The 16,325-nt window shown below is 52.5% G+C and carries 10 protein-coding genes; all 10 read right to left on the reverse strand.

All coding sequences use genetic code 11. The features are described from left to right. On the reverse strand, window positions 1-1,953 hold the full coding sequence (locus NOU37_00915; protein MCQ4573799.1) for an ASKHA domain-containing protein: 1,953 nt from the start codon (window positions 1,951-1,953) through the stop codon (window positions 1-3). Between the two features lie 115 nt (window positions 1,954-2,068). Further along, on the reverse strand, window positions 2,069-3,415 hold the full coding sequence (acsC, locus tag NOU37_00920) for an acetyl-CoA decarbonylase/synthase complex subunit gamma (GenBank protein ID MCQ4573800.1): 1,347 nt from the start codon (window positions 3,413-3,415) through the stop codon (window positions 2,069-2,071). Window position 3,416: 1 nt separating this feature from the next. Next, complete coding sequence (locus NOU37_00925) at window positions 3,417-4,019, reverse strand: ATP-dependent Clp protease proteolytic subunit (GenBank protein ID MCQ4573801.1); 603 nt, start codon at window positions 4,017-4,019, stop codon at window positions 3,417-3,419. After that, complete coding sequence (gene acsB / locus NOU37_00930; GenBank protein ID MCQ4573802.1) at window positions 4,016-6,202, reverse strand: acetyl-CoA decarbonylase/synthase complex subunit alpha/beta; 2,187 nt, start codon at window positions 6,200-6,202, stop codon at window positions 4,016-4,018. Before acsB ends, NOU37_00925 begins: the two co-directional genes overlap by 4 nt. A gap of 13 nt (window positions 6,203-6,215) precedes the next feature. Beyond that, window positions 6,216-8,171, reverse strand: coding sequence for an anaerobic carbon-monoxide dehydrogenase catalytic subunit (gene cooS / locus NOU37_00935; protein ID MCQ4573803.1), 1,956 nt, complete (start codon window positions 8,169-8,171; stop codon window positions 6,216-6,218). A gap of 333 nt (window positions 8,172-8,504) precedes the next feature. Further along, window positions 8,505-12,140 carry a chromosome segregation protein SMC gene (smc, locus tag NOU37_00940; protein ID MCQ4573804.1) on the reverse strand — a complete coding sequence of 1,212 codons (3,636 nt, stop codon included), beginning with the start codon at window positions 12,138-12,140 and terminating at the stop codon, window positions 8,505-8,507. A 341-nt stretch (window positions 12,141-12,481) separates the two neighbouring features. Then, window positions 12,482-13,213, reverse strand: coding sequence for an anaerobic ribonucleoside-triphosphate reductase activating protein (locus tag NOU37_00945; GenBank protein MCQ4573805.1), 732 nt, complete (start codon window positions 13,211-13,213; stop codon window positions 12,482-12,484). Between the two features lie 51 nt (window positions 13,214-13,264). Next, the gene (locus NOU37_00950) at window positions 13,265-13,585 is read right to left on the reverse strand and encodes a hypothetical protein (protein ID MCQ4573806.1); all 321 of its coding nucleotides are present in this window, start codon (window positions 13,583-13,585) and stop codon (window positions 13,265-13,267) included. A 44-nt stretch (window positions 13,586-13,629) separates the two neighbouring features. Further along, entirely contained in the window at window positions 13,630-13,848 is a 219-nt protein-coding gene (locus tag NOU37_00955; GenBank protein ID MCQ4573807.1) for a hypothetical protein, read from the reverse strand. A gap of 83 nt (window positions 13,849-13,931) precedes the next feature. Next, window positions 13,932-16,322, reverse strand: coding sequence for an anaerobic ribonucleoside-triphosphate reductase (gene nrdD / locus NOU37_00960; GenBank protein MCQ4573808.1), 2,391 nt, complete (start codon window positions 16,320-16,322; stop codon window positions 13,932-13,934). Between the last annotated feature and the right edge of the window lie 3 nt (window positions 16,323-16,325).

A 16,325-nucleotide genomic window follows, 5' to 3' on the forward strand; every position in this document is an offset into this window, starting at 1 on the left:
CTAATCCTTTGTCTCACTTTCTATTGCGAGCGCGCGGTAAACGTTTGGAAATTCGTCCGGATTGGTGTGGGGAAGAAAGTTGGCCGACATAAACTTGTCCATAAATGCCGGATTTCCCATAAGGTCGAAGTAGGTCATCTTTGAGGCGATCTCATTTACCCTGCCGAAGGCCTCCTTCGAAAGCAGTGAGAGTCTGGCCCCTGCCAGGGAGCTGTTTCCAACGAAACAGACCTTGTGTGGAGGCATCTCGGGCAGCATGCCTATGGTTATTGTGTTATCGATGTCCAGGTAATTGCCAAACCCGCCGGCGAGATAGACCGTCTCTATATCCGTGACGTTAAGACCCATTGAATCAATAAGTGTGGAAACCGACGCGTATACAGCCGCCTTTGAACGGATGAGGTTCTCTATGTCTGCCTGTGTTATTGCGAGGTCCGTACCCGTGGCGGTTTCTTTCCCCTCTACCAGCAGGAACTCCCAGGTGTCTTCCGTCTTCCTGACGCGGGGTGTGGCACCCTTTACGAGCTTCCCGGATTTGTTCACCGCTCCGGAGCGCAGCAGGGCTGCAATGGTGTCAAGGAGGCCTGACCCGCATATTCCCCTGGGCTGGCAGTCTCCGATTACCTTGTATCTGACGTCGAAATCTTCCGATATCTGTAATCTTTCAATGGCCCCGTTGGCCGCGCGCATTCCGTGTTTGACGCCGCTGCCCTCAAACGCCGGCCCCGCGGAGGATGAGCAGCATACCAACCACTCCGTGTTACCAAGGGCGACCTCGCCGTTTGTGCCTATGTCTATGAACAGAGAGAGTGGACCCTGTTTGTCTAACCCGATGGCGGCGACGCCCCCGGTTATGTCTCCGCCGACATAGGCAGCGACGCTGGGAAGACAATAAAGGAGGCCGTCCTGGTTTATGTTGATCCCCAGCTCTACGGCCTTCAGCCGGGGGACGGAGTTTGCCACAGGAATATAAGGCTCCTTGCGGATAAGTGAGGGGTCGAGACCCAGTAAGAAGTGTATCATCGCGGTATTGCCGGAGCAGCACATCACTGAGACGTCTTCCGGGTGAAGGCCGTTTCTTAACGTGAGGGTGGAAATAAGCTCGTTTATGTCGTTTATGATGGTTTCTTGCATTTCCTTCAGAGAGCCTTTTTCCGTGGCGTAAATGATTCGCTGTATGTAATCCTCTCCCCACTTCATCTGGGAGTTGTACGTGGCCTCGGAATCCAGTGTATGGTTGGTTGCCAGGTCGAGCAGTTGTACCACGACGGTAGTCGTGCCCACGTCAACGGCAGCGCCGATCTGATTTCTTGTCGTGTCACCCGGCTCCAGTTTGATAATTTCCCTCATAGTGCCGTGCTCAGCCACTGTGGCCGTTAATTTCCAGTCGCTTTTCCTGAGGATATCGGGCATCTGCCTTATGAGCTCGATGTCTGCCTCCAGCGATTCCATGTCGACGTCCTCTTTGAGCGTGACAGCCCTCAGCAGACGTTCATAATCCGCAAGGTTGTTGTCCATGGTAGGGGGTTCGAGCTCGACGTGCAGTTTCTTTACCAGCGGGTCATGCCTGTATTCCAGACCGGGCAGCAGTGCCGGTGTCATACCCGGGGTTACTTCCCTCTCTTCTTCCCGGGTTATGAGTATCTTTCCTGCTTCTATCCTGGTCTCGGGGGGGATTGAGACCAGGAGGTCGCTCTCTACCTTTGCCTGGCAGGCGAGGACGTATTTGTTCTTTATTTCCTTCTTTGATAGCAGCGGTGACGGCGGGCTCTCAGTGGCCCCTTCTTCTACTATGACCTTGCATTTTCCGCATGTGGCGACACCGCCGCAGAGGCTGGAGATGTAGACGTCCGCCTTGTGTGCCGCTTCCAGCACGGTGGTGCCCGGTTCAACCCCGACTGTCTTATCGTTGGGAAGGAAACGGATTTTAAAAGTATGGTTTTTCTTGGACATAGTGATGAGTGGGAGTGAGGTTTGGTCGAGGTGTCAGGCTGAGCTGGTGGTAAACGTTTCCATGTTTTCGACGCAAGGAATCTGTTCCGGGCATGACCTCCTCACTTTTGGCCGGCTATTTTAAATGTTCCCCGGAGGTCTTAAGAAAGGAAGGAAGCCCTGATGCCTCTTTGGGGCCGACGAGCACGTCCCAGCCGGTTTCCTCCTTAATCTTTTCAGACATAACCGCTACGAGTCCGGGGATGATGAGTTTCTTGTGTTTTACCTTTTCCTGTGCTCCTGACTGAGTAAGCGCCTTCCCCACCACCTTTTCGTTTAGTTTGTCTCCCGAGTAAGCGGTAAGGACGGAGGTCCCTTCTGTGTCTACTGCGAGGATGTAGGAAGGAATGCGGCTGGACTCAACCTCACCCTCAACGGTGTAATACGTAAGAGAAAAATTGGTGGTAAACATAACGGGAGAGTTCTCGTTTACCTGTCCTACTTCATATAATTGTGATTTTACCTGTACGGGCTTCTGCGGGTCTGTGTATATGTTTTCCCTGACGGTGAGAAGGGGCATTACCTGCCATGGTTCGTAGCTCGACAGTACCACTATGCCCACATATTTTGCCATAAAGGTTGAGGCGTAGATTATCTCCTGGTACGGATCGCCATTATCCATGAAGGTGATTGTAGGGAAGCCCAGCGCACGGAAGTTCTTCTTGAGGGCGAGTCTCCTTATTTTAGTTAATCCCTGGAGTATGTCTTTGACTCCATTACCTTTGTAGTCTATCACGATGTCGTTGACTCCCAAGGCCTTGACCTTTTCAGTAAGGTCCGCCAGTTCCTCGAGGCTTGAGGCAAACACTCCTAAAGGACAGCCTTTTTCCTTGGCCAGTTTCGCCATCGGTTCATAGTTGTTGCCGTTTGCACCGTAGACCAGAGGTTTCTTTTCGGCCACGTGTTCAAGGGCCGCGCCCATGGCCTCCGCTGAGTCGCTTACAAGCACAATACCCAGCTTGGTTCCGGAGCCTAACTTCTGCGCCGCCTTCGAGAATTTGTCCTTGTCGCCGCTCTCATTCTTGAGGGCTATGAGGTCTATGGAAATTTCCGTACCGACACGGTGGAACGTCAGGGCGTTTGCTTTCTCTATGTTTGCAGAGAGTTCTTCTTCACTCTGGTTGTCACTGATGGAGACGGCTACGCCCCCCGGGTTATAGAATTTCTCGTCGTGCCTGAAGAGTACGTTTTCCTCACCTATTTTGAGCGGGTCGTCTCCTGCACCGATGGTAACCAGCTTTATAGGAGGCGCAGCGGCCGCGCCCAGCGCATTCTTCGCCTCTTCGCTGACGTCGGGACATTCGTCCAGTGAGGCCTTCTTCTGTGCCATTTGCATGGCGAAGGCCAGGCAGGTGGGCCTGCCGCATTTCTTACAGTTTGTCTTCGGAAGCAGTTTGTAGATGTCTAGTCCGGTTAGTGCCATTTTATCCCAGTTCGTCCCTGTTCTTGATTATTTTGCTAATTAGGCCGTATTTCAGGGCCTCCTCTCCACCCATCCAATAGTTTCTTCGAGTATCACTCTCCACCTTCTTTACGTCCTGGCCGGTTTCTTTAGCGATAAGGCGGTTTATCTTGTCACGGAATTTTAATATCTCGCTGGCCTCAATCTGTATGTCAGCTGCGGAACCCGTTACGCCGGTGCTTGGCTGATGTATGAGTATACGGGCGTTGGGCAGGCTGTATCTGTTCTTCTTTGTCGCTCCGAGAAGGATTATTACGGCCGCGCTCGCGGTGATACCGGCACAAATGGTTTTCACTTCAGGCTTTATGAATCTGGCCAGGTCGAATATTGCAAACCCGGCGTCCGCGTCGCCACCGGGGGAGTTGATAAACAGTTTTATCGGTTTCTTCGGGTCTTCCTGCTCCAGCAGCAGGAATTGGGAGATGACCCGCTGCGCTATCTTCTTGTCTATCTCGTCTGCGATGATTATTGTGCGTGTTTTAAGTAGACGGGCGACAAACCCCTCTTCTTCGCGCTCCTTCTCTTGTGCGTCTGGTTTTGTTTTGTTCATTAGTTTATATTTCATATTAGTGATTCCAGTGCGAGGGCCGGGTGATTTACCTTCTGCAGGTGGTTCAATACCTCTTCTTCCGTTGTGGCTATGGTCTCATCGGCGATCTTGCTGATAAAGTCCTCAAGTCCGAGTTCGTTGGCCGTCTGTTCTACGAAATGGCCGATTTCTTCTTTAAGCTCTTTGGGCATCCAGACAAGTCTTGCAAGACCGCCGTCTGCAGAGATGAATTTCTCGCTTGCCAGGAAGAGCTTGCTGTGGCCCACAAATCCGGGGGTTTGCTGTCCGCCGCCCACCGAGCCGGCGAGCGTGGAGAACTTCATCCCGCAGGGGGTCATCTCTGTAAAGTCCCTGTGCACGGTCATTACGCCGTTACACATGGGAAGCAGCACCGAGATGCATTCGAAGCAGCCGCAACTGGTCATGGGATCAACCAGCATGCTGTACATGCTCAGCCTCTCGAGCTTACGGCTGGAGGCATCTAAGAGGAAATTGTTGACACCTTCCCACTGACCGGCCGCCTCGTCAATAACGGCGCCCTTTTCTATGGGCTGGTTAGGTCCTGTGGGTGTAATCTCGTAAGAGGCCTTCGCATCGAGCCAGCTTACCGAGCCGCAGAGGCCGGAACGCTCAGGGGAGACGACGCAGACGTGGGTGGGCGCGAAACTCTGACACAGGGTGCAGCTGTAGAAGAGGTTAATGGTATTGTCCTTCATGCCCATTATACGTTCGTCTCTCTCTGTGAATGCCTTGCGTACCTCTTCCAGCCGCCCCGTTACGTCTTCCGGCTTGGTGTAGATCGTCACCCGCACCTTGTCGACTATTGCCCCGTATTCCTCGTGGAATTTCGCATGGAGTATGGTACCGAGGTGTTTGAGCCGGAGGCCCGTCTTAAAGCCTTCTTTACTTATGCGGTGGCGTATCTGGTCGCGCTGGCCCATGTGGAATATGCCCTGGGCCTCACCAATGAAACGGTGTACCTGACGCTCAAGGATAGGCTCGAAATCTTTCTGCATCTTGCGCCCCGCCACCTCCACGTATATGCCTGTGCTTACGTGTGACCCCTCTTCAAACTCGTCAAGGTCAGGCCCTACCAGCTCTATCTGGCCGTCATCAATCTCGCTGATTTCTCTCATAACTACAAATTCAAAGCCGTCCGTCTTCGGGCCGCCCAGCTCGACATACATGTCGTCCTTTCTGATTCTCTCTCCCTCGAAGGCGGGACCGTAGGACACGGGGATGTCTATCTTGTGGATGCTGACCTTAAGGCCTCTTACCTCGATGGCCTTTTCGACTATCTTGTCGTGAGTGATGTTCGACACGACATGTTCGTATGTACAGACGCCGGTGGGCAGTATCTCCGGGATATCCGCATCGGTGATGGTCGGGAAGCCGTAGTTTATCGCCCCGGCGGCGGTCGCGTACTGCTCGTCGCTTACACCGCCTCCCAGGGCCATTACAAAGGCGAATATTCGGTTCTGGTTATACTTCAGATTGCGGCGGAAGTCGCCCGGCTTGACGGCACCGAAGGACAGGGCCGCACGATTGGCAAAGCCAAGGGCGTACACCGCGGCGCTTATACTATTGCCAAACGGCACCAATCGTGTCTCCCAGCCAAGCTGTACTCCTTTACTGTCCAACTGCTCCGCAAATTGCAAACCGTTGGCCCCTTTGTCGCACATAAAGACGTAAAGGTTCTTTTCCTGAAGTTCTCTGGCTATCCTGACCGCCGTGTCCGCATCTGGGGCCCCGCCTACCACGGCGGCGAACCCGGGGGCAGTGCCATCTACGAACTCAATCCCCCTCTCACGGAGTATTGAGTCGTCGGCCGCGCCCAGCCAGATGCCCTCAACGGGGTCAGGGCCTATGACATACTTGCAGGCCTCGATAATCTCTTCCGCAAAGAGGGTGCCCATCCCGGCGTCCAGCGCCTGTCCCAGGTAGGGGAGCCAGTGTTTATCTCCGGGGATAGGCGGCAACAGGTTCTTCGCACGTTCCAGGACGGGTTTGAATTCTCCAAGCGTTCTGACCTCCATGCCCGTCATGGAGTAGATTATTGGAAAGAAGTAGCCGGTATTTGGGAACTCAACCTGCTGGTCCTTACCCTTCTGGGCGATAGCCTCATTCAGTTTGTCTTCAGCACGTTTTATTATCTTATGGGCACCACGGATAGCGGCAGTGCATATAATCCTAGACATAAAGCTTGTCTCCTCAGACGTTTATGTCGAGCTTGCGCCTGTCTTCCATGTCGTAGAGTTTTCGTTCCGTGGCAACGTTAATGCCGAGCGCGTCTCTCTTCTTCTCAATGTGGTCGATCATCAGTTTCCCGACCTTGTCTATGTCGGGTTCAAAGGCCCACTTGCCTCCAAGCTCGTCTTCGAGTCCCTCGAGAAGCAGTTTCTGCAGGTCTGGCGCGCCCTGGACGGGGGAGTTAATCCCGAATATGGTAAAGATGCCGGACGCGACGAAGAACTGCCCTATACAGAGGGCCTTTTCGTGCATCCATTCGAAACACGCCCCTGCCACGGGGAGTTCGCTTATGTCGTTGCCAAGCCCGCCTTCCTCTACAATCTCGGAGCAGGCTATGAGTATGCGGCTGTTGTCCACACAGGCCCCGGCGTGGAGCACCGGGGGCATCCCTACGGCTTCACACACCTCCCTGAGACCCTTGCCACATGCCTCTTTGTATTCCGGTACCATCATACCCTCTTTGGCGCACTCCGTGGCGGCACACCCGGTCTGGATGACCAGTATATCGTTGGATATCAGCTCTTTTACAAGGTCGATGTACGGTTTGTGGCCCGGCAGGACCTTTGGGCTGGTACAGCCCACGATGCCGGCAATACCGCGTATCCTTCCGTTCATGATGTTGTCGTTCAGGGGCCTGTAGCTGGCCCTGAACCTGCCTCCGAGCATGTATTTAATGGTCTCGTGGCTGAAACCTACCACTATCTCTTTTTCGCAGTCCTTCGGGATGAAGACCTTTGAACGGTCCCGCTTGGGATAGTTATCGATTGCCAGCTTAACGATCTTTTTTGCCACCACCATCGCGTTCTCATCGCTGACCTCGATGTGCTCTGCTCCCGTAATCTTGCATTTGGGGGATGTGGTGATAAGCTTTGTGTGGAAGCACTTGGCCGTTTCTACGTCGCCCTGCATTATGCACTGTATGTCGACGATTATCGCTTCGATGGCCCCTGTTGCGATGGCCATCTCCTGCATCTTCATGTGGCCGGCCATAGGTATCCCGTGGCGCATGAGTAGTTCGTTAGCGGTGCAGCAGATTCCTGAGAGGTTGATACCCTTTGCGCCGATGGCCTCGGCGGCCTTAAGGAGTTCCGGGTCTTGGGATGCAAGTGCCACCATCTCGGAGAGCTGGGGCTCGTGGCCGTGTACCAGGATGTTTACCTGGTCTTCTTTGAGTACACCCAGGTTCGCCTTGCCCCTGATGGGTTTTGGTGTACCGAAGAGGATGTCTTGGAGTTCGGTGGCTATCATGGAACCGCCCCAGCCGTCAGCAAGTGAGGTGCGGCTGGCCTGGCGTATGAGGTTTTTATAATCCTGGTCTGCGCCCATGCCGGTGCGGTGCATGCTCTCTGTGACCTCGCGGTCTATGGCCCTTGGGGTGATGTTTAGTTTCTCCCAGAGCTTCTGGCGTGCCTCGGGGGCGCGTTTGGTGAAGCGCTGATAACCGTATGGTTTGCCAAATTCGGCCAGGGCCATCTCGCCTACCTCTTCTGCGATTTCCTCGACCTTCCGGCCCTCGGTCTTCACGTCAAACCACTCGGCGACCATCATCAGCTTTTCTTCGTCCTTTATTTTATAGCCCGGGGCCTCTCCCCTGGCGGTAGCGACGAGAAGCTGGGCGACGGCTCTGGCGTGGTCTGAGTGGGCCGCTGCTCCGGCGGCGACCATCCTGGTAAAATGTCTGGCTGCTATAGTATTGGCGTCAGCGCCACATATGCCTGTTTTAGGACCCCTCCCGAAAGGGTCTATGTTACAGGGTCCCATATTACAGTGCCTGCAACATAACCCCACCAGGCCGAAGCCACACTGGGGCTGCTGGGCTTGGTAGCGGTCGTATAACGATTCTATGCCGCTTTCTTTCATCCTCTCCAGCATTATTTCTGCAACCTTGTCTCCACCCGTATTCTTCTCTTTGGGCATTTACAACTCCTTAATTCTGTGGCACTAAGCCGGAGGGCGGTTACTCCCTACAACTGTAAAGCGCAGGTATACTTCAGGCCCTCTGCTTTTTTGTTTTGTCCTTCTGAAAGAAGAAGAGACTGCTTACTAAAGTAGCGTCAGCGAAAACGTCTATTTTAACTCCTATAGTATAGAAAATCAACACCTTTTCTGTCGTGATAAGACGCCCGAGGCGTGGCTGAGGGATTCTGACTGTAGGTCTATCTCTAACAAATGGCAGGGCTTATGATGCCAGAGGTGTAGGACAACGTGTGGTCTTAACGGGTGTATGGACGGATAACGGTAATATCAATGCTAAGGCGCCGACTTTTCGGAGCCGACCATATTTTTCTCTTTTTCTTTCTCCTTTACTTTCTCTTTTTTGCCGGCCTTCGCTAACAAGCCCTTCTGTTTTTCTATCTCCTCGAGTTTGACGGTGACCTTTTTGGATACGCCGGATTCTTGCATTGTAACCCCATACAGTGTGTCCCCCACGGCCATCGTGCGTTTGTTGTGGGTTATAATGATAAACTGGGACTTTTGGGCAAATTCCTGTGCCACCTGGGCAAAGCGGGCAATGTTGCTCTCGTCCAGGGCGGCATCGACCTCGTCAAGTATACAGAAGGGACTGGGTTTAGTCTGGAATATGGCGAACAGCAGGGCCACCGCGGTTAAGGACTTTTCACCACCGGACAGAAGGCTTATGGAGCGCAGGTCTTTGCCCGGTGGCTGGGCCACTATCTCGATGCCCGCGTCCAGGATGTCGGTTCCTTCTTCCAGATATACGTGGGCCTTTCCACCTCCGAATAGCTTACGGAACATGGCGTTGAAGTTCTCTCGTATCTCTTCAAAACTCTTTTCGAAGCGTTCACGGCAGGTCTGGTTGATCTTTTTTATTATGTCTGAGAGGGAGTTTTTTGCCTTCATGAGGTCTTCTTGCTGATTGAGCAGGAACCGTTCTCTTATATCCAGCTGTTCTTGCTCCTCCAGGGCCTCAAGGTTGACGTTGCCTATTCTTCCTATCTTGCCCCGGAGTTCTTCCATCTCCTGGGTGGCCGTGGTCCAGTCTATCTCCTGTGCCTCGATTTCTGAGATCTGCACCTGATATTCTTCTTTTACGCGTTCTTCCAGGTCTATGCGCTTTATTTCAAGCTCCTTTTCCTTCAGCTTCAACCCCTGAAGCTCTTCCTGGAACGCGCTGTATTCTTCGTCCTTCTCATGGATCTTTCCGGTAAGGGGCGAGAGTTTGTCCCGCAGGCCGCCTGCCTCTTCTTCCTTTGCGGTTTGTTCTGACTGAAGAATGTTACTTTTCTCTTCCAGTTCCCGCACCAGTGTCTCCAGCGTGTCTATGTCCTTTTGTGTCTCAATCTTTTTTTCTTCACAGTTGTCTCTTTCTTGAAGACTGAGGTTGAGTTCTTCCTGCGTCTCCCCGGTGCTTTCTTCCAGCCGTTGGAGGGTTTCTGTCAGCCCGTATTTCTTTTCTTGTTTGCTTGCCAGGGCGACCTTATATTCTGTCAGCCTGGCCTCCTGTTCGTTCCGGAGCGACTGTTTATCCTTGAGACGCTCACCGGCAGCGTTTATTTCTTCCTCTATCTGTTTGCCGTTGGAGATGGCCTCTTGCAGGTCGTTTTTGTGGCTGTCTTCTTTCAGGGACAACTGTTCAAGGAGGCTGTTTGTCTCAGTGATTTCTGTGCCATTTAGCTCTTCTTCTTCCCTCAGGGTCTTGAGTTTCAGGTCTTTGTCGTGGATGTCCTTTTCAAGGGATAGTCGTTCCATCTGAGATTCACTGTGTCGCTGCTTCAGCCCGCCGGCAAGGTCCTCCAGTTCTTTCGCTTTTTTCTGTAATTCACCCTTCATGAGTTCAGTGGTTTTAATCTCGCTCGATATCCGGGAGATTTCGCGTTCAACGACTTCCAGTTCACTCTTTCTGGATATGAGTCCCGGCTGCCCCTTTGAACCACCTCCGGCTATGGAACCGTCAGATTCTACGATCTCGCCTTTGAGGGTGACGAAACGGGTCCTGGGATACTTCTTTGAGATTTCAATGGCGCGTGAGAGGTCTTTTACAACGACGGTATTGTGGAGTAGTTTCTTCACAACGGGCGTATAGGTCTCGTCCGGGTTTACCAGGTCAACGGCACTTGCTATCACACCCTCTTCAGACGTGATTGAGTGGCCGCCTTGTTCGTGTTCCGGAGAGTCCATTGGCACGAATGTGGCCCTGCCCTTCTCTGTGTTTTCCAGGTGTGAGAGGGCGTCTATAGTGTCCTGTGTGGTGTTGGTAATAACTGCTTGGACCTTTAGCCCCAGGGCGGCCTCGATTGCCAGGGCATTGGGCAGGTCGACCTTCAGCTTGTCAGCTACTATACCGTGTATCCCCTGCAGGCTGCCGCCGTTTTGGGACTCTTCAAGCACGGTCTGGGTCCCCATATCTACCCCAAGCGCCCTCATTTCCAAATCCCTCAACACCTCCTGGCGGGACTGTTTTGCTGTAAGCAGACTTATTTTCTTGAATAATGCCTCGTCTACGGTGCTTGCCTCTGTCCTCAGTGATTCCTCCCCGGCGGCTAACTGCGCCAGCTTTCCTTCGAGGTCTCTTATTTCGCTGTCAACCCGCTCTTTTTCTTCCTCAAGGGACCTTCTCTCCTGACGGAGAGTTTCGCTTTCCCGTGATATGTTGGAGAGACGACCTTCCAGTCTGGTTCTCCTGTTTGTAAGGGACTGTCTCTCGTGGTTTACGAAATCAATCTCGTTTTGCAGGCGTGACTGGCGTTTAAGGGCGTCTATTACCTGCGGTTTCTTCTGTTCTATCTCTTCCTGGAGAGACCGGGATTCCTGGTTGAGCTGGTCCAGTTCGGCCCTTTGCCGGTCGAGGGTTTCCTGGAGGGTGTTTATTTCTTCTGTAGTCTCAGCGAGTTCACGGTCGGCGTCAAGGCTCCTGTTTTTCAGCTCCTCCGCCTTCTCATTCAGAACCTCTATGTGATGTACGGCTTTTGTCCTCTGGAATTCCAGCTCCTTGACCCGCTGGGTGTTCAGGGATATCTTGTCCCTTGAACTCGTTATCTGGCTGTTGACGGTCACTATTTCTGTGTGTATTTGCGAGAGCAGTTCGCTTAGACGAGAGTGTTCCTTCTCCAGGTCAATCTTTTCCTGTTCTATGGACTTTTTCTGGTCGAGGATTGTTTTACCACGCCCGGAAAGTTCTGATATTCCGAGGGCGAGCTCCTGTTGTTTTATCCCAAGCTCATGAAATGTCTTGAGGCTCCACTGTATCTTTAGCTCTTTGAGTCTTTGGGTGTATTCTCTATACTTTCTGGCCTTGGCAGCCTGGAGTTTGACCGACCGGAGTTGCTTTTGGACCTCTTCTACGATGTCGCCCAGGCGCAGCAGGTTTTGTTCTGTTTTTTCCAGTTTACTTATTGTTGCCTTTTTCTTTGCCTTGTATTTACTTATTCCGGCCGCTTCTTCAAAGACTATCCTGCGTTCATTGGCGTTCGCCTGCAGGAGTACGTCTACCTCTCCCTGTTCTATGAGAGAGTAGCAGTTTGTGCCCAGGCCCGTGTCCATGAGCAGTTCTTTAATGTCCATGAGGCGGCAGAGTTGCTTGTTCAGGTAGTATTCTGACTCTCCTGAGGCGTAGAGCCGGCGCGAGATGCATACTTCTTGATATTCAACGGGCAGGAGGCCCTTGTGGTTGAGTATGGTGACGGAGACCTCGGCGTATCCCTGGGACGGGCGGCTGGGGTTGCCGCTGAAGATTACGTCCGACATTTCGTTGGCCCTGAGGCTCTTGGTGCCCTGCTCGCCGAGTACCCACTTGACCGCGTCTACAATGTTGCTCTTGCCACAGCCGTTTGGGCCTACAATTATGGTAATGCCCGGGCCAAAGTTGAATTCGGTTTTGTCTGCAAAGGACTTAAAGCCGCGGAGTTCCAATTTCGCTAGTTGCATTGGCTTATCTTGATGGTGTTTAGAAAAAAAAGAGTGCTCCCATGAGAAACATGTAAGCTCTGGGAGCACTCATCTCTTACAAATTGAACCCGTAGGATTTGTAACTCTAAGAGACTTTGATCTTAGGAATCTCATAAGTCCCGAAAAGTTTCATTCATCTTGCCACTAATCCATTAACTAGTTCATTACGTAACTACTGTCAACACTTTTCTTTGAGAAAGGCTACCTTTTTCTTTTAGCCTTTTTTTTAGCCTTCTTCTTGGCCTTTTTCTGGGCCTTTTTCTTTGCTTTCTTTTTCGCCATTGATTGAGCCTCCTTTCAAGGGCCAACTGTAAGAGATTTTAACGGATTCGGCTGCTCAGTATCTCCGGTTCTCCCCTGACACGGCAGCCCTCCAGATGGGCCCTGGCTGTCTCGCCAAGGCGTTTGAGTGTGTCAGGAGGATAAGGGACGACTTTTAACATGTTAGAGTCAAGACAATTTGTGGGCCTGAAGGGCTGTAAGACATACCTTTTCGCACCCTGCAGCGAGCAGGCAATGTCTTTTATCTCTTCTTCTCCCAGGTAGGAAGGGCACACTGTCGTGCGGAATTCGTGCTCCAGCCCACTCTCGATTATTACGTTTATACTGCGCCTGATATCTTGCACATTGCCCTGCCATTTGGTGACTTCCCGGTAACTTTCGTCTTTGAGCGGGGCCTTTACGTCCATGGCTATGCAGTCAAGCAGTCCATCTCTAATAAACTCTTCCAGTAAGTCCGGGTTTGTGCCGTTAGTGTCCAGTTTTACCTTGAGACGCATGTCTTTCAGCTTCTTTAGCAGTTCCTTGAGGCCGGTGTGGAGGGTGGGTTCTCCGCCTGAGATAACAACGCCGTCTATCCACGTGTTATTTTTCAGGTAGCTAATCACGGACTCAAGTAGTATTGTGTCCATGTCTTCCGCCGGGTTGACAAGATGGGGTGAGTGGCAGTAGGTGCAACGGAAGTTGCAGCCCGGCAGGAAGATGACGGCGCTTATCATGCCTTCCCATTCGATGAGGCTGCTTTTTATGAACCCTTTTATCTGTACGGCCATGTCTGATTCCTCCGGTCGTATTGCCGCCTGGTTTGTTGTGTAAACGGATTACTATTGTGCCCGGGCCAGCTCCCGCTGCTTGACCATAATCGGCTGGTCGTAAGAGAATACGTTACCCATCCCCGGTGACGCATAGTAGACGTTGGCAAAACCGTCGAGACCTATCCCGTGAAGCTTTATCTTATAATGTGCGCCGGAGGTCCGGGGAAGACTGCGCAGGTAGTCTAACAGTCCTTCGGCTACGCTGTCGACGTTTACCGTGTCCGGGATTGGATTGTACAGGTATAGGCCAATCAGGAAATCGGTCTCATAAGAGGTAATCTTTTTTTCCAACTCCATCAACCTTTCTGATGGTTCATCCGTTCTCCACATAATGAGTCTCCTTCGCTGTAATAGAGATTTGTATGTGGTAAGCCCTATGCCCTGTCAATGTATCTTCTTGCTTCACCCACCAGTTCGCCCCTTGCCTTCTCGGCGGCTGCGTTTGTTTCGCAAAAGCGATGGAAGGATAGCAGGGTGGGCCCCGATTCTCTACGGGTCACGGTTATTGTTATCATCCCGGGTGCGTGTGGCTCCTGGACCCTGATTCCGTAACCCTTGTAGGCCTTTGTGGTTTGTGACAAATTTTCGTCCATTACTGGTCTTCTCCGGTGGCGAGACGGTTTCAGTCTTGCCATGTAAATCTCGCCGTTCAGACAACTTTATTGCTTGTGTTTTGCTATACCAGCTCCACGGGTGATTCGTTCCTGAATCTCTCTACCAGGGTCCTTACTCTAGACGCGTTCCAGTTGCTCAGTCTGCTTTCATAGTTGTCTGACCTCTCGACACCACGTATGTTGTACGCGTCGCAGTGGTCACACTGGTCTGAAATCCCGGGTGTGAGGCGATTGCACACGGTGCATATGGTGAATTCAGGGGATATAGTAACTTGTGCCGCCTGCGTGTTCTTGAAGGTCTTTTTCACCAGGTTCATGATGCTCGTGGCAGGGGGCCTTTCTTCTCCACAAAACGCGTGGATGATGGCGCCGGACTCTATCATGGTGTGGAATTTGCTCTGCAGGATTATCCTGGTCAGCATGTCAATCGGGGCGTCCGGTCTGAGATGGACGCTGTTCGTGTAGTAGTACTCGTCTCTCTCCATGTCGCCTTTTACAAGTTCCCTTGCCTGTGGGAATTTCTTCACGTCTACCTTTGCGAGTCTTCTGGACGCGCTTTCTGCGGGTGACTCCTCCAGTGAGAATTTCAGGCCGTGTTTCTTTCCCTCTTCTTTTACCTTCTTGTACATGGAGGCAATTATCCTCAGCCCCTGTCTCAGGGGTTCTTCGCCCTCGTGGAGTTCCTTGTCCATCATATACTGCAGACACTCGTTGAGGCCGAGTATGCCGACGATGTAGGTGGATTTTTCGAGGTCTACATAGGGACGGCCGTCTTTGGCTATCCGCCCTATCTGCCAGAGTGGCATCTCCGGGCTTGACATGAGCTTGGCGATAAATGCCTTTTTCTGGAGATGTGCCTTGATGCACACTTGTATGGTGTTGTCTATCTCTTTGTAAAGTCTTTCCCAGTCGCCCTTTCCCGCCCTGTAAGCGGCCTGGGGGAGATTGACCGTGACGTTCTGGAAACCGCAGAAGCGCATGCTCTCCGGGTTGGTTATCATGATGTTTTCTTCTATAGTAGTCCGGAGCCGGCAGCAGGCAGAGAGCGTTACCTCGTCTCTGTCGAACACGAAATACGGTACGCCGTTTTCGCTGGCTATCTGACAGGCATACTCCAGTATCTCATACTGTTTAGGGTCATCCAGGGTGTCTTGGTTTATGTGGAGGTCGCATTTCGGGAATGCGAACATATGGCCGTGGCAGTCACCGGCTCGCCATACGTCCAGCATGGCCATGGTGAAGCGGCGGGCCGTTTCAGAGTAGTCGCCGTACGTTTTTCCCGTGTACTTCCCTTCCGAACCTATGGCGGGTATGTCTTTCATGTAGTTTGGCACGCCTGTGTGGATGTTAAAGTCCAGGAACAGGGTCTGGCCTCCGCGTGAGAAGGCGCTCTGGGAGCAACTGAAGATGAGGTGCTGGGCCTCCTGAAGGAGTTCCTTCTGGCTCATGTCCTCCAGGTACGGGGCGTACATGATGTTTATGTAGCCTATGCCGAGGGCTCCCGCGTAGTATGCCTGCATGGAGGCCAGGAAGGTGTTCAGGTGGCCGGTGAGGGTGCGGGCGTGTTTTGCGGGGGCTGAGGAGGTGTCAAGGTTGTCGAGCTGGAGACCGTATTTCTTCAGGTACTCCAGCGAATGTGAGGAGCAGTAAACCCTTGTCGGATAACCCAGGTCGTGGATGTGTACCGCGCCGGAGAGGTGTTTCTCGGCCACGTCACTGGAGTATACCTCCTGGAGTGCGTACTGCTTCAGTGTGTTTTCGGCGATAGAGAGGTTTATCGCCTCCGGGTTATTGGTGGCGATGTTGCTGTTCTCGTTGACCTTTGAGAATATGAGCTGGTCCAGGTCGTACTTGGGCATACCGATCGTGGCCTGCTTCTTCAACTGGGTGTCGTAACCCCTCTCGAAGAGTTCGTTGTCTACGAGCTCTCTTAGCAGGGTGGTAGAGATGCGGTGTATACCTGAGGCAAAGACCCTTTTTTCGACCACATTGGCTATCTCTACCGCCTCGTCTATCAGGATGCCGGCCTCTTTCTCCAAGGCTAACGCTATCTTGCCCTTGTCCCACGGGGAGCTCTCGTCGTGGAGGTCTGTGTCTACCATCAGGGCTGCGTCTGTCGTATCACGGCCCTTGGTCTTCTTTTTTCTGACCTTAAGTGCCTCTCTGTGGTGCGCCCTCTTGTCCCTGTAGCGGATATAGGCCTTTGCCGTCTTGGCATGGCCGGTTTTTATGAGTACGTCTTCTACCATATCCTGTATGTCTTCTATGCCCGGGAGGTCCCCGTTGGAGTTCTTTTTAAGTGAGAAGGCGACCACCTCGGCCAGCTCATCGGCCATCCTCCTGTCATCGCCGCCTACGGCGTACGCTGCCTTGAAGATGGCATCGGCTATCTTTTTTACGTTAAACGGTACCAACCTGCCGTCGCGTTTTCTTACGGTCTCTATGGGGCTCACCAG

The organism is Candidatus Bathyanammoxibius amoris, assembly GCA_024451685.1.
GTDB classification, from domain to species: Bacteria; Planctomycetota; Brocadiia; order Brocadiales; family Bathyanammoxibiaceae; genus Bathyanammoxibius; species Bathyanammoxibius amoris.